Genomic DNA, 22,063 nt, shown 5'->3' with positions numbered 1-22,063 from the left:
TCACCTCAAAATGAACTGCGTTCAGTATAGACGGAACACAGCGTTCTGTCAAGGGAAAAAGCAAAAAAGTTTTTGGAAATTTTTGCACGGTGCAAAAAAAGCTGCCCCGCGGGAAGACCCATGGGGCAGCCTTTGAAAGAACGCTGGTCGTTACAGCAGCGGGATGCCGGCCTTGGCGCAGGCTTCGTGCGTGGCCTGATCCCAGACGCTGGCCTGGACCTCGCCGATGTGGGCACTGCCCAGCAGCAGCATGCACAGGCGGCTCTGGCCGATGCCGCCGCCGATGGTGTAAGGCAGCTCGCCGGACAGAACGGCCTTGTGGAACGGCAGGGCGCGGCGGTCGTCGCAGCCTGCCATGGTCAGCTGCCGGTCCATGCTTTCGGGGCTGACGCGGATGCCCATGCTGCTCAGCTCATAGCTGCACTGCAGCGGCTCGTTCCAGAACAGCAGGTCGCCGTTCAGGTCCCAGTCATCGTAGTCGGGCGCACGGCCATCGTGGGGCTTGCCGCTCTTCAGTGGGGCGCCGATCTTCATCAGGAAGGTGGTGCCGTTCTCCTTGACGAAGGCGTTCTCGCGCTCCTTCGGGGTCAGGTCAGGGTACAGGTCTTCCAGTTCCTGGGTGGTGATAAAGGTCACGTTCGGGGTGTGCAGGGGCAGGTCCTGCAGCTGGGGGAACATGGCGTGGAGGTTCATCTCGGTGGCGCAGACCGCCGACACGATGGAGCGCACGACATTTTTCAGATAGGCTTCGTTGCGGTCCTCTTCACGGATGACCTTCTCCCAGTCCCACTGGTCCACGTAGACGGAGTGGAGGTTGTCCAGCTCCTCATCGCGGCGGATGGCGTTCATGTCGCAGTACAGGCCCTTGCCCACCCGGAAGCCGTAGTCCTTCAGGGCTTTGCGCTTCCACTTGGCCAGCGACTGCACCACCTGCGCTTCGGTGCCGCTGTCCTTGATGTCGAAGGTGACCTTCCGCTCGACGCCGTTCAGGTCGTCGTTCAGGCCGGTGGAGGCCTCCAGGAACAGCGGTGCGGACACACGGTAGAGGTTCAGCGTGGCGCAGAGCGTGTCTGCGAACAGCCGCTTCACGGTGCCGATGGCGCGCTGGGTGTCGTACAGATTCAGCGCAGGCGTGTAGTTTGCCGGGATGATCGTTTTACTCATGGCAGTTTACCCCTCTCTTGCGCTCCAGACCGGCCGAATTGCCGGAGCCGGAGACGCTTCCCTTTAATATCGTAAATTATGGCACAAGTTGAGGGAGATGTAAAGGGGAATGCCGAAAAAGCTGCGCTCAGGCGGGCAGGGCGCGCATCCCATCCGGCTGCAGCAGGATGAGAAAAAGCCGTTCGGTTAAAAGCTACATGGAGGACCTCCGTAAAATGATTGATAAATCATAAAAAAACTCTATAATAAAGATGCAAAAGGCGCTGTCCGGCAAAACGGCTAGCTCCTTACTGACACGTCAAAGAGAAAATGACCGTGCGTTGGGGAACGTTGGGCGGTCATTTTTTCTTGTTAAAATACCATAAAATTCGACGCTCCGCAAGATAAAATCAAGATTTGCCGCCTTGACTTTCGTAGGCCGGACAGATATAATAAACCTGTATCAGAACAAATGCGTTGATCCGGGCAGAGTAGCGCAGGGAGCGTCTGCACAGAGAGAACGGGCCGTTGGCTGGGAGCCTGTTTGCAGAGGACTGTGGGAAGTGCGCCCGGAGAGCACACTGCGGGAAGGACAGTATCGCAGTGCGGCGGCCGCCGTTACCGGCTTTGAGCGACAAACAGAAGTGGAACCGCGATTTGGAATGAGAACCGCCTTCGTTGCTGTACCAGGGTACAGCGAGGAGGGCTTTTTTGTTTTTGCGGCTTCTGTCTGCCACACAAAAGGAGAGGTTTTTATGCAGATTTTCAACACCCTGACCCGCCAGAAGGAAGAGTTCGTGCCGCAGGTGCCCGGCGAGTACCGCATCTACGTCTGCGGCCCGACCGTTTACAACTATATCCACATCGGCAACGCCCGCCCGCTGATCGTGTTCGACACCCTGCGCCGCTATCTGGAATACCGCGGCAACAAGGTCATCTATGTGTCCAACATCACCGACATCGACGATAAGCTCATCAAGAAGGGCCAGGAAGAGGGCACCTCCATGAAGGAAGTCGCCCAGCGCTTTGAGGCCGAGTACCTCAAGGATGCCGCCGGTCTGAACTGCAAAAAGCCCACCGTCCAGCCCCGCGCCACCGAGCATATCCAGCAGATTTTGGACATCGTCAAGGACCTGATCGACTCCGGCCACGCCTATGTGGCCAAGAACGGCGACGTCTACTTCCGCGTCAAGAGCGACCCGGAGTACGGCAAGCTCAGCCACCTCAAGCTGGACGATCTGGAGAGCGGCAACCGCGAGCTGCGCAGCCAGATGGAGGATGACCTGAAGGAAGACCCCGCCGACTTCGCTGTCTGGAAGGCCGCCAAGCCCGGCGAGCCTGCCTGGGAAAGCCCCTACGGCATGGGCCGCCCCGGCTGGCACATCGAGTGCAGCGCCATGAGCCGCACCCATCTGGGCAAGACCATCGACCTGCACTGCGGCGGGCAGGACCTCATCTTCCCCCACCACGAGAACGAAATCGCCCAGAGCGAGTGCGCCAACGGCTGTGCGTTCGCCCGCTACTGGATGCACAACGGCTTCATCAATGTGGACAATCAGAAGATGTCCAAGAGCCTGCACAACTTCTTCACCGTCCGCGATGTGGCCAACCTCTACGGCTATGAGCCCATCCGCTACTTCATGTTGACCGCAGGCTACCGGATGCCGCTGAACTACACCGTAGACCTCATCGAGAGTTGCAAGAACAGCCTGGAGCGCCTGTACACCTGCCGCGAGAACCTCGATTTCGCCCTGAGCAAGAGCGAGTTCGGCACCGACGAGAGTCTGAAGGCCAAGGCCGACGAGGCCCGCACCAAGTTCTGCAAGGCTATGGACGACGACCTGAACACCCCCGATGCGCTGGCTGCGGTGTTCGATCTGGTCAAGGAGATCAACACCCTGTCCGCTTCTTCCACCAAAGAAGCGCTTGAAGCTGCCGCCAAGGCGTTCGACGAGATCACCGACGTGCTGGGCCTGATGTACAACCGCAGGAAGGACGAGGTGCCCGCCGAAGTGACCGAGCTGGTCGAAAAGCGCGCTGCGGCCAAGAAAGCCAAGGACTGGGCCACCGCCGATGCCATCCGCGCCCAACTGACCGAGATGGGCTGGGCCGTCAAGGATACCGCCCAGGGCCCCCAGCTGAGCAAGCTGTAAAGAGCGAAGAAACTGCCGCCGTAAAAAATCACGGCGGCAGTTTTTATATCAAAATTTTGAGTTACTTGAATCCCGTTATTGACCCAAAGGGCAGGATGCGGTAAAATAAAGTTGGCCCAAAGCAATTTTGGCCCGGCGGGAAGCTTCCCGCCGCACGACCGCAACCTTTGAAATGCAAACAGGAGGTCTGCTCTATGAAGACCAAAAGGATGATCTCGCTGCTGCTCGCCGTCCTTCTGACGCTGAGCGTGGCCGTTACCCCGGCGTTTGCAGCGTCGGCGGGGGATCTGCTGCCCGCCGCAGAAAGTGCAGATGTCGAGGAAAGCAATGATATCGTTTCCATCCGCCTGACCACTTCGGGTGAGTTGGTTTATGGTTCGCCGTTCACCCTCAGCGTCGTGACCAAACCCGCCGACACCCAGTATATCGGCGTGGTCATCGGCACCAAGGGTGAGGCAAAGGGCTATGTGACGCTGGTCCTCTCGGACAAGATCCGCACCCTGCTCAAGCTGATCCCGCTGCCGCGCAAGATGTCCGCTACGCCGGATCAGCAGGAGGAGTTCAACCTCTACGCCTACATCAAGCAACTCATTGACGGCAACGACGTGAGCGTGCTGCTGCGGGTGGCCGACGAGGTCGTTTCGGTGATGGATGTGCTGCAGTTCTATATGCCCACCATCAAGGATGTTTCCACCGGCCTGAAGCTGGCGCTGGAACTCATCCGAAAATTCCTGCCGGATGGCGCCTTCAGCCGCATCTACGTGGATGAACAGCCGACCGAGTCCGGCAACTATGTGGCCGGTGCAGTGGCGCTGGAATCCGGCGACGTGAACACCGCCGGTGTAGCCATGTTCCGCATCAAGCCGAAGACGGAAGGCGTCCGCACCTACTGGGCGCAGGAAGTGCCCGCCACGATGACCGTGGAGGAAGCACAGAACTACGACCTGAGCGCCGTGCTGGAAGTGGACGGCCAGCCCGTTCCGGAGGGCAAGATCAGCTACACCTATAAAAAGGGCGGCTGGTTCGGCAGCAAGTTCGACACCCTGCCCACCCAGCCGGGCGAGTATGTCCAGACCGCGACCGTGGGCGGCAACTACTCCTGCGAGAAGATCACCCGAACCATCATCATCCAGTAAAACGATCAGACGATGAAAAGACCCCTGCCGTGCAGTTGCATGGCAGGGGTCTTTTGTATCAGTGTATCAGCAGAGATCAGATGCCCCGGAACCGCCAGCCCCAGCCCCAGCCGCCGCCGCAGCAGCAGTTGCAGAGAAGGTTCAGCAGGATCATGCTCCAGCACCAGCGCATCAGGCCGCCCGGCTGGGCATAGGTCGTCTGGGTGCGGTAGGTGCGGCCGGAGCTTTGCAGATTGCGCAGATGCACCTGGTATTCGGTGTTGCCCGGCTCCATCTGGGCGGCGCGGCGGGCGTCCTGCAGGGCGTCGATGCTGTTGCCCAGGCCCTGGTTCGCCAGCGACGAGAGATAATACCACCGGGCGGTGCGGTTCGCGATGCCGTCCAGCACACGGCGGGCCTCGGCGTAGCGGCGGTTCACGATGAAGTTGCGCGCCGCCTGCAGTTCGGGCGTGTCCGCGCTGCTGAAGCCCGGCCCGCTCTGCTGCTGGTAGCCGCCGAACCCAAACCCAAAACCGAACGGGTCGAACCCGAAGTCCCAGTCGCCGTCCTGCTGGCCGTAGCCCTGCTGATAGCCGCTGTTGTAGAAGCCGCCATAGCTCTGCTGCTGGCCGTAGGGGTTGCCGTAGCCGCCGTTCTGGGGGCCGGTCTCCCCTTTGGTGATGGCGTCGTAGGCCGCCTGCACTTCCTTGAAGTGCTCTTCGGCCGTGGGGTCGTTGGGGTTCAGGTCGGGGTGCCAGCGCTTGCACTTGGCACGATAGGCTTTTTTGATTTCTTCCTCGCTGGCTCCGCGCTGGATGCCCAGCACCTCATAGGGGTCTTTCATGGATCAACTTCCTCACGTCTCTACGAACTTGCGCGGCCTTGCTGCCGCACGAACAAAATTAAGTGTACAGGACAATGCCTGAAAAATCAAGAGAAACCGCCTCATTCGGCGGCTCTGGTGGGATTTTTTGCATGTTTGCAGTTGTATTTGAGCCAGACGCCGGAGTAGAGGATGTTCCGCAGCAGGTCCACATCCTCCACGCAGGGCAGGCGCTCAAAGCTGCGGGCACAGTTGGCGAGCAGCAACTCGAAGATCTCCCGCATCTCTTCTTCGTAGCCGGGCAGCTGGTGCAGGCTGCGCAGCGGGTTGTAGGCTCCCTTTTTCAGGTCGCGGTCGAGGTCGTCGTAGGCATCCAGCAGGTAGATGTATTTGCCCAGATGGAAGCCGATGCTGCGCAGCTCCGGAGACCAGTGGTCCTGCTTGTAGTCGAACAATTCCGCCATCAGGTCGCCAAAGCAGCCGGACACGGCGTCCAGATCTTCGCTGCCCTCGGCCTCGTACTGCGTCAGCCGATCCAGACAGGCGCGGATGGCGCTGCACTGCCGTGGCCAGCGTTCGGCGGCTGCCGCAGTGGGGGCGGCGAGCAGCGCCTCGAACCCCAGCCCCAGCAGGCTGCGGTCATCGTTCCACTTGTCCTGCGCGTTGTAGTAGTGGAGCGCAACGCTCAGGTCGGCGCAGTAATCGGTGGGCCCGCTGGAACGCCAGCCCACCTTTCGGATGGGGTGGATGGGGCAGTGGTCTGCACCGGTGTGCAGCACGGTCTCGCCGTCGTACAGGCTGGAGAGCAGCAGATCCAAGAAGGTCAGGTCATAGCTCAGGGTCAGCCGCCCGCGCAGGCCGTGCAGCGCACCGATGCGGCGGCAGAGCCCGCAGTAGGCTGAGCGGTACCGCGCCTGCGCTTCCGGCGAAAGCGCAGCCTGATTCGGGATCACATATCCGAACATGGCTCAGCTCTTCTTGATGAACTGGGTGCCGCAGCGGGGGCAGGAGATCTGGATGCGGCCGCGCCCGCGGGGCACACGGAGCTTCTGGCGGCACTGGGGGCAGCGGTAATAGTGGTAGACCTTGCGGTTGGCCCACTGCTCTTTCAGGCCCCGGAACTTGTTGTCCACCCGGTCTTTGAGGGTGTAGAACTTGTAATTCTCTTCGGTCCGCTTCGAGATGTTGCGGCTGAAGGTGCGGTAATAGCAGAAGCCCAGCAGCACCACACCCAGCCAGGTGAACAGGCTGATGCGGCTGACGATGGCGATGAGTAGCAGAACCAGAGAGGCAATGCTCAGGAACTGGTTCAGGCCGTCGGTGCCGTAGCGGCCGATCATAAAGCGGCGAAGTTTTTCTCTCATAATCGTACAGTCCTTTGTCCTCAAACTCTTCAAAAGGGGACGGCCGAAGCCGTCCCATAAACTCTTTACACCCATAGAATATCAGCCAAACATGATAAAACTTTGAACGGAGTGCAAATCTATCATGAAAGGACGGGATTTAAGAACGCTTGCGCACCGTGAGCACGGCTTCGGTGTCCAGCGCGCCCTCCATTTTGCAGTGGAGCACGGCGCGGCCTGCCCGGCCGGTGGTGGCAAGGTAGGTGCCCGCCATGCCGCCCCGCAGCGGCACGACGCTGGGGCCGAGGATCCTGACCGGGCCTTCCACGCTCAGCTGGACAGCCTCGCCGCAGTAGGGCAGGAAGTTGCCGTTCTGGTCGATGGCCCGCAGGCTGACGGCAGCGCAGTCCCAGGTGGGGCCGTCCGTCAGCAGGGGATTGTAGACCGTGCACTCCAGCCGGACGCTTTGCACCGGCTCCCGCACCACGGTGCGAACGGTGCGCCCATGCCACACGGCCTCGAACCGGTAGACGCTGGAGGGCGAGCCGAGGACGCCGATGTACTTGTAGTACATCCGGAGCAGGTCATTCCAGCTCAGCCGCAGCGAGAGCAGCCGCGCCCGGCTCAGGGGCGAAAGGCTCAGCGCGTCCCGGCGCATCTCGTTGAGGATGGCGGCCACCTGCGGCGCGACCACGGGGTCCAGCCCCTCATACTTTTCGAGCAGGGAGCCGACGAAATCCTGCACCTCGATGGGCGGATGGGGCAGCGCCGCGAACCGGCCCCGGCGGTCCGGGCTGAACTCGGCAATGAAATCGTTGCCGCGGTAGAGCCGGACGCTCTCGGCGTTGGTGAACACCCAGCAGGCCCCGGCAAACCCGCCGGGGTGGTCGCCCAGCGCCATGCTGGACGAAACTTCCAGCACGATGTCGGAGGGGGAGCGGGGCGTCTTCTGGCTGGCATAGACGGCAGCGGAGAGCTTCGGGTTCCGGAACGAGTCGAGCACACCGTGGTAGCAGATGCGGTCGCCGCTGCCGAACTCCCGGTGGGTGTTGTAATCGGCCATGCACCAGCCAAAGCTGCCCGCCACGCCCGGCTGGGCGATGGCATCGTTCAGGACGGCCGCGTGGTGGAGGGCCTGGGCCAGCCGGTGCGGTTCGTCGTCAAAGGTCTTGGCCGGGAACTGCTGGCCCCCGAACTCGCTGATGAGGTAGCCCTTGCGCAGGTCGGGCGTGACGGCGGAGCGGTTCTCGCAGCCAGCCCCCCGCCCGGTGTAGGAAAAATCGTTGTAGGCGTAGACGTCTTCCAGCAATTGGTCTTTGCGGCGGATGTGGGCACCGCCGGTGGGGCGGGTAGGGTCCAGCCGCCGGACGGCCTCATTGGTGCGCTTGTAGAACGCTTCATCGTCGGGGCTGCCGTTGACCCGTACGCCCCACAGAAAGACGCTGGGATGGTTGCGGCACTGGCAGACCATCTCGCGGCAGTTCTGCAATGCCTGCGCCTGCCAGCTCTCGTCGCCGATGTGCTGCCAGCCCGGCATCTCCACAAAGACCAGAAGCCCCAGCTCGTCGCAGGCGTCGAGGAAGGCTTGGCTCTGGGGGTAGTGGCTGGTGCGGACTGCGTTGCAGCCCAGCTGCTTTTTCAGGATCTGGGCATCCAGCTGCTGGATGCTGTCCGGCATGGCGTAGCCCTGATAGGGGTAGCTCTGGTGGCGGTTCAGGCCGCGCAGCTCCACCCGCTGGCCGTTGAGGTACAGCCCGCCCGCCACGAACTGGAGGGTCCGGAAGCCGAACCGGGTGGATTTTTCGTCCAGCACCCGATCGGGCAGGCCGCTGGTGCCGGGGCGGATGAGCCGCACGGTGAGGGTGTACAGGAAGGGGTGCCCGATGCTCCATGGGTGGACGCCGTTCAGGGTGCCCACGATGGGCAGCGACAGCTCGCCGCTGTAGAGCGCCCGGCTCCCGGCGGGGCTGCGGATCTCGGCCTGCAAGGTGCAGCCGACCGTCTCGCCCACGGTGGAGGTGTAGATGCGGAAATCGCCCTCGGCCTGCGCCTCGATGAAGATGTCCCGCAGGTAGGCAGGCTCCTTCACGTCCAGCGAGACGGCGCGGTAGATGCCGCCGTAGGTCAGGAAATCGATCTGCCCGCCGAAGGGCGGGATGTTCAGGTCTTCCCGGCTGTCGCACCGGACGGCCACGACGTTCTGCTCCCCCAGGCGGAGGGATTCGGTCAGGTCTACGGTAAAGGCCGTGTAGCCGCAGCCATGATGAAACACCCGGCGGCCGTTGCAGAAGACGGTGGCGTCGTGCGCCACGGCCTCAAAGGTCAGCAGGACCGTGCGGCCCTGCCACTCTTTGGGCGCAAAAAACTCCCGCCGGTAGCCGCAGAGCCGCTGGTAATCGTTCTCATTGCAGTAATTGTAGGGCAGCGTCCTGACCGTGTGCGGGATGCGCACCGGGGTCAGGGGCAGATCCGGACATTCCGGCCGCACGATGGCGGGGTCGAATACCGGGGTGAAGGTCCAGCCGTCGTTCCAATCGTAGTGTTCCATAGCCTGCTCTCCGTCATGGTAAAAAATACTTATCTTCATGTTACCACAAAGTTATGAACGAAAAAAGGATGCAGGCGCTGTTTCTGCGGGATTTCTCACTTTTTCTGGAACAAAAGCGGCGGATGGCAGCAGAAAAGCCCGGCCGGGCAGTGCCGGTCAGGCTTTTCGGGCGTGGCTGCTTATCGGATGAAGTTCGTCATGGGGCGGCGGGGATTCTCCGGGTGCCGGATGCCGGCGGCCTTGCCGGCCTCGATGCACTGGAGCAGCCAGGCCATGTTCCGGCCCAGTTCCCGCATCACGGCGCAGCCCTCTTCGTCCTGCAGGACCTGAGCGGGGTTGGAGCCGTGGACCATGGCCCAGTAGGAGCCGTTGACCAGCGGCATGTGGAAGAACTCCGGGTACTTGACCAGCTGGTCCAGCGTGGTGGTGGTGCCGCCGCGGCGGGCCGAACAGCAGATGGCGGCAGGCTTGTAGGCCAGATACTTGCCGCCTGCGTAGCTCAGGCGGTCCATAAAGCTGGTCATGTTGCCGGAGGCCGAGGCATAGTGCACCGGGCTGCCGAAGACGAAGGCGTCGGCGGTCCTGGCTTTTTCGATGGCCTCGTTGACCACGCCGCCAAAGACACAGCCGCTGCCTGCGGCGCAGCCGCCGCAGCCGATGCAGCCGCCGACGGGCCGGGTGCCGACGTTGAAGATCTCGGTCTCGATGTGGGCGCGGTTCAGCTCCTCCGCGATGAGGGACAGAGCGGTGTAGGTGCAGCCTTTTTCGTGGGGGCTGCCGTTGATGAGCAGGACTTTCATACGTTGAATCTCTCCTTTTGACCATGCGCCCCGGAACAGGGGGCGCTCTGCCCTGATTTTAGCACACTTGCGGCCGCAGTGCAACGCGGGCCTTGACAAAGTACGGTGTCTTGACAATAATATAAAGATACATAAAACGGAATGCAAAAGGAGGCAACCACATGCGAGTCATTGCAGGAGACGCACGGGGCAGACGGCTGGAGGCCCTGCCCGGCACCGATATCACCCGCCCCACCCTCGACCAGGTCAAGGAGGCGATGTTCAGCATCGTTCAGTTCGACCTGCCCGGCGCACGGGTGCTGGACCTGTACGCAGGCAGCGGCCAGCTCGGCATCGAGGCCCTCTCGCGCGGGGCAGCACGGTGCGTGTTCCTGGACGAGAACCGCGAGGCCGTCAACATCGTGATGAAGAACTGCAAGACCTGCGGCGTGTTCGACCGCAGCCGTGTCAACATCGGCGAGGCAGCGCGGTATCTTTCCGCCTGCCGTGAGCAGTTCGACCTGGTTCTGCTGGACCCGCCGTTCCACGGTGGTACGCTGGAAAAGATCCTTCCCAGCGTGGAAAAGGTGCTGGCGCCCGGCGGCATCGCCCTGTGCGAGAGCGAGACCGGCCTTGTGCTGCCTGCCGAGGTGGGCAGCCTGACGCTGAAGAAACAGTATAAGTATGGCAAGGTGCTGCTGTGGAAGTACACGAAGCCCATGCAGCCTGCCGGAGAGGAAGATGCGGAATGAACGTGAACGAGCTTTTGGATACCATTGAGGACGCGCTGGAAGAGAGCGCCGGGATGCCCCTTTCGGGCGGCAAGCGGATCGTGGACGTGGAGCAGATCCGGGATTATCTGGACGAGATCCGCCAGAACCTGCCCGTGGAGCTGCGGCAGGCGCAGTCCATCGTCAGCGACCGCGCCCAGCTCATTGATTCGGCCAACGCCCAGGCCCAGGCCATCGTGAAAAAGGCCGAGGACCGCGCCCGCATCCTCGTCAGCGAGGCGGAGATCGTCAAGGCGGCCCAGCAGCGCGCCTCCGAGATCGTCTCAGCCGCCCAGACCGAGGCCCGCACCGTCCGCCAGACCGTGACCGACTACTGTGATAATATGCTCAAGACCACCGAGGAGACCATGGCAGAGAACGCTGCGCAGGTCCGGAACGTCCGCGCCAATCTGCGCCAGACGCCCCGGAAACCCCAGTGAGCGGAGTTTGTCGGAAAAACCCATTCGCCCCTGCAAGCAAAATTGACGGCTTGCAGGGGCTTTTTTTGTGACATTTTGAGAGAAAAACCAGCCCGAAAAGCCTTGCATTCGCAGGGCGGTTTTGTTACAATAAAACTGTATCAGAGAGATGCCTTGGGGCAGTGTGTGCCTGCGGGCAGAAAAACACGGCGAAAAACGGAAAAAACAGCGTGAAAACGCCGGATGATACGCAACTTGAAACGACAGAAAGGAGGCTGGGCCCTATGGGCAGTGAAACGATCGGACAAGCCTTTGACCCGGCCTCGTTTGAGCATGTGCCTGTGCTTTTGAACGAGTGCCTGGACGGCCTTGCCATTGACCCGGCAGGCATCTATCTGGATGGCACCGCAGGCGGTGCGGGGCATTCCCGCCAGATCGCGCTGCGGCTGGACGCGGAACAGGGCGGCAGGCTCATCTCATTGGACCAGGACCCGGACGCGGTGCAGACCGCGCGGGCGCGGCTGGCCGGGCTGCCTGCCACCGTGGTGCAGATCAACTTCCGCTATGCGGGACAAGCTCTGGAACAGCTGGGCATCGACAAGATCAACGGAGCGCTGCTGGACCTCGGCGTTTCCAGCCACCAGCTGGACGACGCCGCCAGAGGCTTTTCCTACCGGGCAGACGCTCCGCTGGACATGCGGATGAGCCAGGAGGGCGAGACCGCCGCCGACCTTGTGAACACCGAGAGCCGGGAGGAGCTGGCCCGCATCCTCAAGGATTACGGCGAAGAACCCTTCGCCTGGCAGATCGCGGGCAAGATCGTCGAGGCACGGGAGACTTCCCCCATCGAGACGACATTGCAGCTGGCCGACATCGTGGCCAGCGCCATGCCGGCGGCCGAGCGGCGCAAGAACAAGAATCCGTCCCGCCGCACCTTCCAGGCGCTGCGCATTGCGGTCAACCACGAGCTGGACGCACTGGAAGAGGGCATGGACACCATCTTTGAGCATCTGGCCCCCGGCGGGCGGCTGTGCATCATCACCTTCCACTCGCTGGAAGACCGGCTGGTGAAGAACAAGTTCCGCCGCTGGGCCACCGCCTGCACCTGCCCGCCGGAGTTCCCGGTCTGCGTCTGCGGCGGCAGGGCCAAAGCAAAACTCATCACCCGCAAACCCATCGAAGCAAATACGCAGGAGCTGGAAGAGAACCGGCGCAGCCGGTCGGCACATCTCCGCGTTCTTGAAAAAATTTAACCACCGCGGAGTATCAGTGAGGAGGAGAGTACCATGGGCCAGGCAGCATATGATATGACAGAGGTGCGCCGCAGAAGAGCACCCCAGACGCAGCGGAACGTTCCGCTGCGGGTGGAAAAAGGCGGCAAGCCCCGGCTGAACCCGGTGCGCGCTGCCATGCAGCACGCATTGCAGCTGCTTTCGGCGGCGCTGCTGGTGGGCTTTGCCGTCAGCTTGCTGTGGAGCGAGTCCCAGCTGGTGGAGCTGAACAGCAAGATCCAGAATGCCAAGGCGGAACTCGTCAGCGAGCAGAGCCAGTACACCTACTACAACAGTGCACTGAACAACCGCACTAACATTACCAGCGTGGAAGAGACGGCCACCCGTCTCGGTCTGATGAAGATCGACCAGAGCCAGATCACCTACATCCGCCTGGACGAGGGCAGCGTCCTCGTCCGCAAGGAGTCCGCTGTGCGGCAGTGGACTGACCTGCTGCACGACGGTGCCATGATGGTCATGGGCCGCGTGAACCGCGCAAACTAAAATAAAACAGGAAAAGCGTGCGGCAGCGCACGCTTTTTCGGTTTCTCAGGAGTCAAACCAACATGCAGGAACCATCCTCCAAGAACAAAAAAGGGCTTTACCGGCTGCGCCGCGCCGACCCGCACGAGCGGCTGAGCGCACGGCTGCGGCATTTCAGCTTTGGCGCGGCGGTGGTGTTCGTCGTGGCGGCGGCAGGCATCGTCATCCACAGCCTGTACAACATCCAGATCAAGAACGGCGCGACCTTCCGCCAGTATGCGGCCCAGCAGCAGCTGCTGGACAGCACCATCCAGGCGACCCGCGGCGAGATCTACGACACGTCCGGCATCACGCTGGCCTCCACCAGCGTGGTCTGGACCATCTGGGCCGACCCCAGCTACAGCACGGCCCTGTTCACCAGCAGCAAGAACGACGACACCGGCGAGGTGACCAGGACGGCCGACCCTGCCGCATTGCAGGAGGTCAGCACCCAGATCACCCTGCGGCTGCTCTCCGGCGACGGCGAGAGCCTGGACAGCGTGGATACCTCCTCGGCGGCCTACCAGACCCAGTATCAGGCGGTGTACGATGCCCTGTCCAAGAGTGACTCGGCCTACCAGACACTGGCCACCAAGGTGAACAACGCCATCAAGCTGTCCATTGAACAATACGTCACCGCGTATAACAAGGCTCACAAAAAGGCCGATGCCGACAAGGGCATCCGCAAGGGCCGCATCTCTGTCTCGTCCACCAAGAGCTTCCAGCGGGATTACCCCTACGGAGCCTTTGCGGCGGCGGTGCTGGGCTTCTGCGATGCCGACGGCTACGGCACCTACGGCCTGGAAAAATCCTACGAATCCACGCTGGCGGGCGTCAATGGCCGCACCATCACCCTGCGCAACGCTTACGGCAATGCCATCGCGGACGAAAACGCCACCACCTACGCTGCCAAGGACGGCTCCAATCTGGTGCTGTCGCTGGATGTGAACATCCAGGAGGTGGCGGAGCGCTACCTGAACGAGGCCATCTCGGCCAACAACGTCGAGAACCGCGGCGCGGCCATCGTGATGAACGTCAAGACCGGTGCCATCCTGGCCATGGCCTCCAAGCCGGACTTCGACCCCAATAACGCGCTGGATTACACCGCCAACGAGGCCTATCTCAACGAGCTGGTCCACGCCGAACCGGAGCTCTATGGCATCTACCTCAAGAATGAGGACGGCAGCTATGTCACAGATGCGAACGGCAACAAGGTGCTGGACCCGGAGGGCGATTATTCCGGCTATTACCGCGACATCCAGTGGAAGAACAAGACCATCACCGAGCTGTACTACCCCGGAAGCGTCTTCAAGGTCATCACAGCGGCTATGGGGGTGGACTCCGGCAAGGCGACCATCAACACCACGCTGAACTGTTCCGGTGCCTACGGTGTCGCCAAGGAGACCTATCACTGCGCCGGCAAAAAGGCCCACGGCGTCCAGAATCTGGCCGAAGCGCTGCGGAACAGCTGCAACATCTACTTCATCCAGCTGGGCCAGCGCATCGGTTCCAGCCTGTTCTATGATTACTTTGACGCCTTCGGCTTCACCGAGCGCACCGGCGTGGACCTGCCCAGTGAGACGAACTTCATGCAGTATTACAGCAAGAGCCGCCTGGGCGAAGTCGAGCTGGCCTCGTCGGCCTTCGGTCAGGCCATGGCGGTCACGCCGCTGCAGGTCTGCACGGCCATCTCCGCTGCCGTCAACGGCGGCTATCTCGTCACCCCTCATGTGGTGGATAAGATCACCGACCAGAACGGCAACGTCATCGAAGAGGTGGGGGCAAATGTCCGCCGCCAGGTCATCAGCGAGAGCGCCAGCAAGGCCATCCGCCAGATCATGGAATATGAAGTGGCGGACGGCACCCAGGGCGGCGGCGGCCGCGCCTACGTGGCAGGCTACCGCATCGGCGGCAAGTCCGGCACGTCCGAGCAGCTGAACATGGACCGCCGCAGCGACGGCGACTACAAGAAGGTCGCTTCCTTTGTGGCGGTCCTGCCCGCCGACGACCCGGAGATCCTCGTCTACGTCATGCTCGACGACCCCAACAACGCCAAAACGGACTACTCGTCCATTCTGGCTGCGCCCGTCGTCGGCAACATCATCAGTGAGATCGCGCCCTACCTTGGCATCGCCACCGACGGCACCGACCGCAGCGGCACCATCGTCAAGGTGCCCAACCTCATCGGCAATGAGTGGAGCAATGCGCAGGTCTCGCTGAACATCAAGGGCCTCAAGCACCAGCTGGCCGAGAGCGACGCCAGCCAGGCGGGCGCGGTGGTCACCTACCAGTACCCGCGCGCAGGCGCGGAGGTGCCCTGCGGCACCACGGTGTATCTGTATACCGATACGTATGAAGGCAGGCATACGGAGGTGCCGGATGTGACGGGCAAGAGCGCGGATTTTGCCCGCCAGATGCTGGCAGCAGCCGGGCTCAACTGCATTGTGGCCGGCGATGCGAACGGCCTGGTCCAGGAGCAGAGCGAGGCGGCGGGGGCCAGCGTCCAGCGCGGCACCCTCGTGACCATCACCTGCGGGTAAACCCTCTCAGGCGCTTCGCGCCAGCTCTCCCCAAGGGAGAGCCATTGGCAGCCGGGTCGTGAGGATCCAATCGGCTGGGGGCTGTTGGTAAGAGGAACGGCATCTCGTATGGAAGACGATCGAGTGATATCAGGAAAAGGGAGAGTATCGTATGGAAAAGATCAGAGCAAGCATTCTGCTGAACGGCCTTGCGCCGGAAGGCTTTGACGCCGGGGACGCCGAAGTGTCCCTTGTGACCACTGACAGCCGCGAGGTCTGCCCCGGCTGCATCTTTGTAGCCTTTCCGGGTGAACGATTCGACGGCCACGACTTTGCAGCCAAGGCACTGGAAGCCGGGGCCTTCTGTGTGGTGCTGAACCACCCGGTCGAGGGCGTCCCGGCGGAAAAGGCCGTGCTCTGCGCGGACAGCTACCATGCCATGATGGTGATGGGGGCCAACTACCGCAGCCAGTTCCACCCCAGAGTCGTGGGTGTGACGGGCAGCGTGGGCAAGACCACCACCAAGCAGATGTGCTATGCTGCCATCGAGGGCTTCGGCAATACCATCAAGACCGAGGGCAACCAGAACAATGAGCTGGGTCTGCCCCGCACGATGTTCCGCATCGGGAACGAGACCGAATATGCCGTCGTCGAGATGGGTATGAGCCACCTGGGCGAGATCGAGCGGCTGAGCCGCTGCGCCCGCCCGGATGTGGGCATCATCACCTGCATCGGCGTGTCCCACATCGGCAACCTGGGCAGTCAGGAGAACATCTGCAAGGCCAAGCTGGAGATCTGCGCCGGTCTGCCGGAGGGTGCTCCGCTTGTGCTGAACGGCGACGACCCCTTCCTGCGGAAGGCAGAGCTGCCGGAGCATGTCCGGCCGGTCTGGTTCAGCCTGGGCGACGAGGGGGCGGATGTCTGCGCCCTGTCCATCCAGCAGGAGGCCGACGGCATGAGCTTCGTGCTCGAAGACCACGAGGAGGGCACCTTTATGGTGCACATCCCTGCGATGGGCCGCCACAACGTGGCCAATGCGCTGGCCGCCTATTGCGCCGCCACCCGGCTGGGCCTCAATGCCCGGAAGGTGCTGCGGGGCATCAGCAACTTTGAGCAGACCGGGATGCGCCAGAAGATCGTGCACAGCAACGGCGTGGATGTCATCGAGGACTGCTACAACGCCAACCCCGACAGCATGAAGGCCGCGCTGGCCATGTTCCGGGAGTACCCCTGCAAGCGCCGCTTTGCCCTGCTGGGCGATATGCTGGAGCTGGGAGACCTGAGCCGTGAGGCCCACGAGGAAGTGGGCCGTCAGGCGGCGGAAAGCGGCATCGACACCCTCATCACCTACGGCGAACAGGCCCGACGCACGGCCGTGGTGGCTGCGGCCAAGGGCCTGACCACCCTGCACGCCAACACCTACCGCGAAGCCGCCGACGCCCTGCTCCGGCTGATGCAGCCGGGCGATGCGCTGCTGGTCAAGGCCAGCCGCGGCATGGCGCTGGAAAAGGTGCTGGAACTCTTCTACAAGGAGCAGCAGTGATATGATCCGTTTTGCCTTGATCGTCGCATCGACACTGGGGTTCGTCCTCACGGCGGCGATGGGAAATCTGATGGTGCCGCTGCTGCGGGCCTTCCAGAGCCGCCAGCAGCCCACCCACCCGCCGGAGCCGGAACGGCCGGACGCTGCGCCAAGCCCGGACCCGGACGAAGCGCCGGAGCGCCCGGCCCAGCCGCCCACGATGGGCGGGCTCTGCCTGATGGTGGGGGTGCTGGCTGCCGTGGGTGTAGGCTGGACCGCCGCCTGCGTGGCCGAACCGCAGCTGCTGGGCACGGAGGGCCTGCTCTCCACCCGGCTGCTCGTCGCCCTGTTCGGGGCGCTGCTGTTCGGCGGCGTCGGCCTGGCCGATGACCTGGCCCGCATCCGCCGCCGTGCCCCGCTGGGCCTGCGCCGGGGCACCCGCCTGCTGCTGGAAGCGGGGGCCGGTGCCGTGGTGCTCCTGCTGCTGGGGGCCAGCCGCTGCCTTGCCACCGGGCTGGCCCTGCCGAGCCTGGGCTATGTGGAGCTGGGCGTTCTGGCTCCGCTGGTCTGGGAAGCGGGCCTTGTGGCGCTGGCCGAGAGCGTCCGCATCGCGGACGGCATCGACGGCCTGTGCTGCGGCACCGCATTTGCGGCCCAGCTGGGCCTGATGCTCTGCATGACCATCCTCGGCTGGTTCCCGCTGGCTGTCTTCCCGGCGGCGCTGGCCGGTGCGCTGATGGCGTTCCTGCTCTGGAATTTCCCGCCTGCCCGGCTGCGGCTGGGCAGCGTGGGCAGCCTGTTTCTGGCCGGGGCACTGGGCTGTGCGCCGCTGTGCATCGGCTGGCCGGACCTTGCGCTCCCGCTGGGGCTGCCCTACTGGCTGGAGGGCGGCATAGTGGCGGTGCAGATCGCGGTTTATCAAACCACGCATGGGAAAAAGCAGCTCTTCCGCACGGCCCCGCTCCACCGCTGGATGGAGGTGCGCGGCAGCAGTGCGGTGCAGATCTTTTATACATTCTGCGTGCTCGCCCTGCTGGGCGCGGCGCTGGCCCTGCAATGGGCAAAAATCAGTTGAGGAGGTGTGCAGATGGCAACCATCCGCCGAAAAAAGCCGGAGCCGTTCGCGCTGCTGCAGCGGGACCCCGGCCCCTGGTCTCCCATTCTGCTCTACTGGCTGGCAACGCTGGGCATCATCATCGTATTCGGGCTGGTGATGCTGTTCAGCGCCAGCTATACCACAGGCTATCTCCGCTTTGGCGACAGCCTGCACTACATCAAATCCCAGGTGCTCTGTCTGGGGCTGGGCCTTGTGGCCATGTTTTTGTTCTCCTATGTAGACCACCGTCTGCTCCGCAGGCTGGTCTGGCCGGGGTATTTCCTTGTGCTGGCGCTTCTGGTGCTGGTGCTGTTCAGCACTCCGCTGAACGGCTGCAAGCGCTGGCTGCGCGTGGCCGGTATGACGGTGCAGGTCTCGGAGATCGCAAAGTTTGAGATGATCCTGCTCACGGCCCACATCGCGGCCAAGGCCCCTCGGCTGGAAAAACTGGACCCCAGCCGCAGCGGCCAGGTGCCGGTGGGGCCGTGGCTGCAGCAGCGGCTGGTGCGGGAGCTGCTCCTGCCGCTGCTCCCGCTGCTGCCGGTCATTCTGCTGCTTGTGATGGAGCCGCACATGTCCGGCATCGTGCTGACCACCGCCATGGTGGGCACCATCCTGCTGCTGGGCGGCAACGGCGGCGTCATCACCTGGGTGGGCGGTGCAGCCGGCATTTTTCTGCTGGAAACGATCTTGCAGCACATCGACTCCATCCCTTACTTGCAAAGCCGTCTGGACGGCTGGACGCAGGACCTGACCAAGATGACAGACCAGACCCTGCAAAGTCTGTACGCCATCGGCTCTGGCGGCGTGACGGGCCTTGGGCTGGGCAACAGCATCGAAAAGCAGCTCTGGCTGCCCGAAAGCACCAACGACTTCATCTTCAGCGTCGTCTGCGAGGAGCTGGGCTTTGCGGGGGCCGTGCTGGTCATCGTGCTGTTCGTGATCTTCCTCGTGCAGGGGTTCTGGCTGGCCTTCCACGCCGAGAACCGCTTCTGTACGCTGGTGGGCATCGGCATCATGGCGCAGATCGCGTGGCAGGTGTTCTGCAACATCGCGGTCGTCACCAACACGCTGCCCAACACCGGCATTTCGCTGCCTTTCTTCTCTTCTGGCGGCACGAGCCTGATCTTGCTGCTGGCGGAGATGGGGGTCATGGTCAACATTGGCCGCAACGGTGAGCGCATCCGTCAGGAGCGCCGCCGCGCCCACGAGGAGCGGGAGGCCCGCCGCCGGGAAAAGACCATCGTGCTGGATACCGCGCGCAGGGCGCGGACCGAATCATAAGGAGGAACCAAGATGCGTGTTCTGATCGCTGCCGGCGGCACAGCCGGCCATATCAACCCCGCACTGGCCATTGCCGGTGCATTGAAAAAAGCAGACCCGACGGCCGAGATCCATTTTGCCGGCCGCAAAGAGGGGATGGAGTACCGTCTGGTGACCCAGGCGGGCTATCCCTTCCACCACATCGAGATCACAGGCTTCCAGCGGAAGCTCTCGCTGCACAACATCAAGCGGAATCTCATCACGCTGTGGAACCTGGCCCTCTCCGGCCCCACGGCCCGGAAGATGATGCGGGAGGTGCAGCCCGATCTGGTCATCGGCTGCGGTGGCTATGTGTCCGGCCCGGTGGTGCGCTGCGCCGCCAAAATGGGCATCAAGACCGCCCTGCATGAGCAGAACGCCTTCCCCGGCGTGACCAACAAGCTGCTGGCCCCGGATGTGGACATCGTGTTCGCCGCTGTGCCCGCTGCCGTGGAAAAGCTGGGTGCCCCCGAAAAGACCCGCGTGGTGGGCAACCCCGTGCGGCCGGAGGTGTTCGCCCAGGCCGGGAACCGCGACGCCATCCGCGCCGAGCTGGGGGCAGGGGACCGCACGGTCATCCTGTCGTTCGGCGGCAGTCTGGGAGCACGGCGGGTCAATGAGGTCGTGGCCGACCTCTGCGCCTGGGAGCAGAAAAATCAGAAGCCGGTGCTGCACCTGCATGCCACCGGCCAGTACGGCGTGGAATTGTTCCAGAACCTCGAAAAAGAGAAGGGTTTTGCCCCCGGCGACAGCCTTGTCGTGAAGGAATACATCAACAACATGCCGGAGCTGCTGGCCGCGGCAGACCTCGTCATCAGCCGCGCCGGTGCCCTGACGCTGGCCGAGCTGGAGGCTGTGGGCCGCGCTGCGATCCTCATCCCCAGCCCCAATGTGGCCGAGAACCACCAGTATTACAACGCCATGGAGCTGCAAAAAGCCGGGGCTGCGGTGGTCATTGAGGAAAAAGACCTGACCGGCGAAGCACTCGTGGCCACCGTGGCCGACCTGCTGGCCGAGCCGGGCAAGCTGGCGCAGATGGGTCAGAACGCCCGGAAGCTCTCGGTGGATGACAGCCTGGACCGCATCGCCAATGCCCTGCTCCGGTTGGTCAAGACCCCGTAACAGAACGTGAAATCCAAAGGAAAGGAGGTGCGGCCCAATGGCAGACCGACCCCAGAACCGGAAGAAAAATGGGAAGCGCCGCCCGGTCTACGATCAGGCGCGGGACACCCGGCCCAGCCGCCCGGCAGACCGGAGCAATGTGGGATACCCCAGCTCCACGACGCCCGGCAGACACCCGGTGACCAACCCGAACTATGACCCCGATGCGCCCCGGCCCAGCCGCTATGCGGCGTGGGATACCGGCTCCGGCAGCTACCCGGACAACAGCATCCAGTTCCCCACCGGAGGCCGCCCCGTCCAGAAGCAGAACCCCTCCCGGAACCGGGCACCCAATGCGCCGCGCCAGAACCAGCGGAGAACGAGCGCCCCGCAGAGCCAGCGGCCCCGCAATGGGCAGGCCCGGCCTCAGAACCCGAACGCCCGGCGCCCGGCCAGCGGCCAGCGGCTCCGCCCTACGCAGGCGAACCTGCGGGACCCTGCCCGCCGGGAAGGAAAAAAGAAACGGAAGATGACCCGCAAGGCCCTCCGCCGCCGCAGAGCCATCCAGCGCCTGACCGCGCTGGCCATGCTGCTCTGCGTCATCGCGGCAGGCATCTATTTGACGGTCACCATGCTGTTCAAGATCAACACCATTGAGGTGCGGACGGCGGACGGCGTGGTGAGCGAAGCGGGCAGCTACTCCAGCGAGCAGATCCTGCAGGCGCTGGGCGTCCAGAAAGAAGAGAACATCTTCAGCTTTGACCCCGCTGCCAAAGCCGCCGCGCTGGAAAAGGTCTTCCCCATGCTGGAGGACATCCGGGTGGAGCGGGACTACCCCAGCACCGTGGTGGTGCGGGTGACGGAAGCCCAGCCCGCCTACGCCATGCAGACGGCAAAGGGCTGGCTGACCCTCTCGGCCGGGCTGAAGATCCTGGCGGCGGACTCCGTCCAGCCCACCGGCCTGCCCACGCTGTACGGCGGCGAGCCGGTCTTCTCGGACCCCGGCGAGCAGCTGTGCTTCGAGGAGGAAACACCGGCAGACAGCAGCACCGCTTCGGAAAGTGCCTCCGACGCGGCCAGCGCCTCCGCTGCCGTGGAAGAGGAGGCGGGCGACAAGCGGCTGGAAGCCCTCAGCACCCTGCTGACAGCGCTGGATACCGCCGGGATGCGCGGGGATGTCACCCGCATCGAGTTCGCCGACCCGGAGGAGATGGCGTTCCTGTATCAGGACCGCATCAGCGTCCGGCTGGGCACCCTGAACGAACTGGACTACAAGCTCAAGCTGGCCCGGCATGTGCTGCTCAATGAGGACGGCAAGGGCTGTGCGGCCACCGACACCGGTACGCTGGACTTCACCCACATCAGCATGTCCAGCACCCGCAAATTCACCTTTGCGCAGGGCGAGCCGGAGCTGCCGTCCGGCTATGTCGTGCCGGAGCCGACGACACCGGAGGAAGCCCCGGCAGAGGAAGCGGCAGACAGCACCGCAGAGGGTGCCGCCGATGAAGCAGCGCCCCCGGCGGACGCCGCTGCACAGCCTGCGGACGATGCCCAGGCTCCGACCACAGAGACAGACCCGGCTCCCGCCGCACAGGATACGGCAGGCACCGGGGCTGCAAACTGAAAAAGCGAGGTTC

General features: G+C 63.2%; 18 protein-coding genes. 12 read left to right on the top strand and 6 right to left on the bottom strand.

The annotated features are described in order from the left end of the window. Positions 1 to 150: 150 nt before the first annotated feature. Positions 151 to 1,164: an aspartate--ammonia ligase gene (asnA, locus tag J3350_RS07010; protein ID WP_207686152.1), complete on the bottom strand. Its 1,014-nt coding sequence runs from the start codon at positions 1,162 to 1,164 to the stop codon at positions 151 to 153. A 734-nt stretch (positions 1,165 to 1,898) separates the two neighbouring features. Here asnA and cysS point away from each other — a divergent pair. Beyond that, positions 1,899 to 3,296, top strand: coding sequence for a cysteine--tRNA ligase (gene cysS, locus J3350_RS07005; protein WP_097793102.1), 1,398 nt, complete (start codon positions 1,899 to 1,901; stop codon positions 3,294 to 3,296). Between the two features lie 194 nt (positions 3,297 to 3,490). After that, positions 3,491 to 4,432: a hypothetical protein gene (locus J3350_RS07000; protein ID WP_207686151.1), complete on the top strand. Its 942-nt coding sequence runs from the start codon at positions 3,491 to 3,493 to the stop codon at positions 4,430 to 4,432. Between the two features lie 76 nt (positions 4,433 to 4,508). On the opposite strand, the gene J3350_RS06995 is transcribed toward J3350_RS07000, so the two are convergent. From J3350_RS06995 to J3350_RS06975, 5 genes are all read right to left on the bottom strand, one after another. After that, a complete protein-coding gene (locus J3350_RS06995) occupies positions 4,509 to 5,255 on the bottom strand; it encodes a J domain-containing protein (RefSeq protein ID WP_207686150.1) in 747 nt (248 codons plus the stop codon). 101 nt (positions 5,256 to 5,356) lie between these two features. Further along, positions 5,357 to 6,199, bottom strand: a complete 843-nt coding sequence (locus J3350_RS06990) for a DUF5685 family protein (protein WP_207686149.1) — start codon at positions 6,197 to 6,199, stop codon at positions 5,357 to 5,359. Positions 6,200 to 6,202: 3 nt separating this feature from the next. Beyond that, on the bottom strand, positions 6,203 to 6,598 hold the full coding sequence (locus J3350_RS06985) for a hypothetical protein (RefSeq protein ID WP_097793098.1): 396 nt from the start codon (positions 6,596 to 6,598) through the stop codon (positions 6,203 to 6,205). Between the two features lie 139 nt (positions 6,599 to 6,737). Then, complete coding sequence (locus J3350_RS06980; RefSeq protein WP_207686148.1) at positions 6,738 to 9,125, bottom strand: glycoside hydrolase family 2 TIM barrel-domain containing protein; 2,388 nt, start codon at positions 9,123 to 9,125, stop codon at positions 6,738 to 6,740. A gap of 179 nt (positions 9,126 to 9,304) precedes the next feature. Further along, positions 9,305 to 9,925: a flavodoxin family protein gene (locus J3350_RS06975; protein ID WP_097793096.1), complete on the bottom strand. Its 621-nt coding sequence runs from the start codon at positions 9,923 to 9,925 to the stop codon at positions 9,305 to 9,307. A gap of 161 nt (positions 9,926 to 10,086) precedes the next feature. Here J3350_RS06975 and rsmD point away from each other — a divergent pair, with 161 nt between their 5' ends. The 10 genes from rsmD (at position 10,087) to J3350_RS06925 (ending at position 22,050) form a co-directional block, all read left to right on the top strand. Continuing rightward, entirely contained in the window at positions 10,087 to 10,656 is a 570-nt protein-coding gene (gene rsmD, locus J3350_RS06970) for a 16S rRNA (guanine(966)-N(2))-methyltransferase RsmD (protein ID WP_097793095.1), read from the top strand. Then, positions 10,653 to 11,114, top strand: a complete 462-nt coding sequence (locus tag J3350_RS06965; protein WP_097793094.1) for an ATPase — start codon at positions 10,653 to 10,655, stop codon at positions 11,112 to 11,114. Before rsmD ends, J3350_RS06965 begins: the two co-directional genes overlap by 4 nt. 263 nt (positions 11,115 to 11,377) lie before the next feature. Continuing rightward, positions 11,378 to 12,346 (top strand): 16S rRNA (cytosine(1402)-N(4))-methyltransferase RsmH, encoded by a 969-nt coding sequence (gene rsmH, locus J3350_RS06960; RefSeq protein ID WP_207686147.1) that lies wholly within the window; start codon positions 11,378 to 11,380, stop codon positions 12,344 to 12,346. A 33-nt stretch (positions 12,347 to 12,379) separates the two neighbouring features. After that, positions 12,380 to 12,868: a cell division protein FtsL gene (locus J3350_RS06955; protein WP_097793092.1), complete on the top strand. Its 489-nt coding sequence runs from the start codon at positions 12,380 to 12,382 to the stop codon at positions 12,866 to 12,868. A 62-nt stretch (positions 12,869 to 12,930) separates the two neighbouring features. Further along, positions 12,931 to 15,426 (top strand): penicillin-binding protein 2, encoded by a 2,496-nt coding sequence (locus J3350_RS06950; RefSeq protein ID WP_207686146.1) that lies wholly within the window; start codon positions 12,931 to 12,933, stop codon positions 15,424 to 15,426. A 151-nt stretch (positions 15,427 to 15,577) separates the two neighbouring features. Beyond that, complete coding sequence (gene murF, locus J3350_RS06945; RefSeq protein WP_207686145.1) at positions 15,578 to 16,948, top strand: UDP-N-acetylmuramoyl-tripeptide--D-alanyl-D-alanine ligase; 1,371 nt, start codon at positions 15,578 to 15,580, stop codon at positions 16,946 to 16,948. A 1-nt stretch (position 16,949) separates the two neighbouring features. Then, entirely contained in the window at positions 16,950 to 18,002 is a 1,053-nt protein-coding gene (locus J3350_RS06940; protein ID WP_207686144.1) for a glycosyl transferase family 4, read from the top strand. A 12-nt stretch (positions 18,003 to 18,014) separates the two neighbouring features. Beyond that, the gene (locus J3350_RS06935; protein ID WP_207686143.1) at positions 18,015 to 19,307 is read left to right on the top strand and encodes an FtsW/RodA/SpoVE family cell cycle protein; all 1,293 of its coding nucleotides are present in this window, start codon (positions 18,015 to 18,017) and stop codon (positions 19,305 to 19,307) included. Positions 19,308 to 19,319: 12 nt separating this feature from the next. After that, positions 19,320 to 20,447 (top strand): undecaprenyldiphospho-muramoylpentapeptide beta-N-acetylglucosaminyltransferase, encoded by a 1,128-nt coding sequence (gene murG, locus J3350_RS06930; RefSeq protein WP_207686142.1) that lies wholly within the window; start codon positions 19,320 to 19,322, stop codon positions 20,445 to 20,447. A 37-nt stretch (positions 20,448 to 20,484) separates the two neighbouring features. Beyond that, the gene (locus J3350_RS06925) at positions 20,485 to 22,050 is read left to right on the top strand and encodes a cell division protein FtsQ/DivIB (RefSeq protein ID WP_207686141.1); all 1,566 of its coding nucleotides are present in this window, start codon (positions 20,485 to 20,487) and stop codon (positions 22,048 to 22,050) included. Positions 22,051 to 22,063: the final 13 nt, after the last annotated feature.

This window comes from Faecalibacterium sp. Marseille-Q3530 (genome assembly GCF_017377625.1).
In the GTDB taxonomy this organism is placed as follows: domain Bacteria; phylum Bacillota; class Clostridia; order Oscillospirales; family Ruminococcaceae; genus Faecalibacterium; species Faecalibacterium prausnitzii_E.
Note: the sequence above shows the minus strand (reverse complement) of the source record. Positions and strands in the feature narration are given on the sequence as shown.

Coding starts and splice junctions, on each gene's coding strand:
- asnA (WP_207686152.1), bottom strand. CDS start 1,164: ATGAGTAAAACGATCATCCCGGCAAACTACACGCCTGCGCTGAATCTG.
- rsmD (WP_097793095.1), top strand. CDS start 10,087: ATGCGAGTCATTGCAGGAGACGCACGGGGCAGACGGCTGGAGGCCCTG.
- cysS (WP_097793102.1), top strand. CDS start 1,899: ATGCAGATTTTCAACACCCTGACCCGCCAGAAGGAAGAGTTCGTGCCG.
- J3350_RS06925 (WP_207686141.1), top strand. CDS start 20,485: ATGGCAGACCGACCCCAGAACCGGAAGAAAAATGGGAAGCGCCGCCCG.
- murG (WP_207686142.1), top strand. CDS start 19,320: ATGCGTGTTCTGATCGCTGCCGGCGGCACAGCCGGCCATATCAACCCC.
- rsmH (WP_207686147.1), top strand. CDS start 11,378: ATGGGCAGTGAAACGATCGGACAAGCCTTTGACCCGGCCTCGTTTGAG.
- J3350_RS06950 (WP_207686146.1), top strand. CDS start 12,931: ATGCAGGAACCATCCTCCAAGAACAAAAAAGGGCTTTACCGGCTGCGC.
- J3350_RS06985 (WP_097793098.1), bottom strand. CDS start 6,598: ATGAGAGAAAAACTTCGCCGCTTTATGATCGGCCGCTACGGCACCGAC.
- J3350_RS06955 (WP_097793092.1), top strand. CDS start 12,380: ATGGGCCAGGCAGCATATGATATGACAGAGGTGCGCCGCAGAAGAGCA.
- J3350_RS06965 (WP_097793094.1), top strand. CDS start 10,653: ATGAACGTGAACGAGCTTTTGGATACCATTGAGGACGCGCTGGAAGAG.
- J3350_RS07000 (WP_207686151.1), top strand. CDS start 3,491: ATGAAGACCAAAAGGATGATCTCGCTGCTGCTCGCCGTCCTTCTGACG.
- J3350_RS06990 (WP_207686149.1), bottom strand. CDS start 6,199: ATGTTCGGATATGTGATCCCGAATCAGGCTGCGCTTTCGCCGGAAGCG.
- murF (WP_207686145.1), top strand. CDS start 15,578: ATGGAAAAGATCAGAGCAAGCATTCTGCTGAACGGCCTTGCGCCGGAA.
- J3350_RS06995 (WP_207686150.1), bottom strand. CDS start 5,255: ATGAAAGACCCCTATGAGGTGCTGGGCATCCAGCGCGGAGCCAGCGAG.
- J3350_RS06935 (WP_207686143.1), top strand. CDS start 18,015: ATGGCAACCATCCGCCGAAAAAAGCCGGAGCCGTTCGCGCTGCTGCAG.
- J3350_RS06940 (WP_207686144.1), top strand. CDS start 16,950: ATGATCCGTTTTGCCTTGATCGTCGCATCGACACTGGGGTTCGTCCTC.
- J3350_RS06980 (WP_207686148.1), bottom strand. CDS start 9,125: ATGGAACACTACGATTGGAACGACGGCTGGACCTTCACCCCGGTATTC.
- J3350_RS06975 (WP_097793096.1), bottom strand. CDS start 9,925: ATGAAAGTCCTGCTCATCAACGGCAGCCCCCACGAAAAAGGCTGCACC.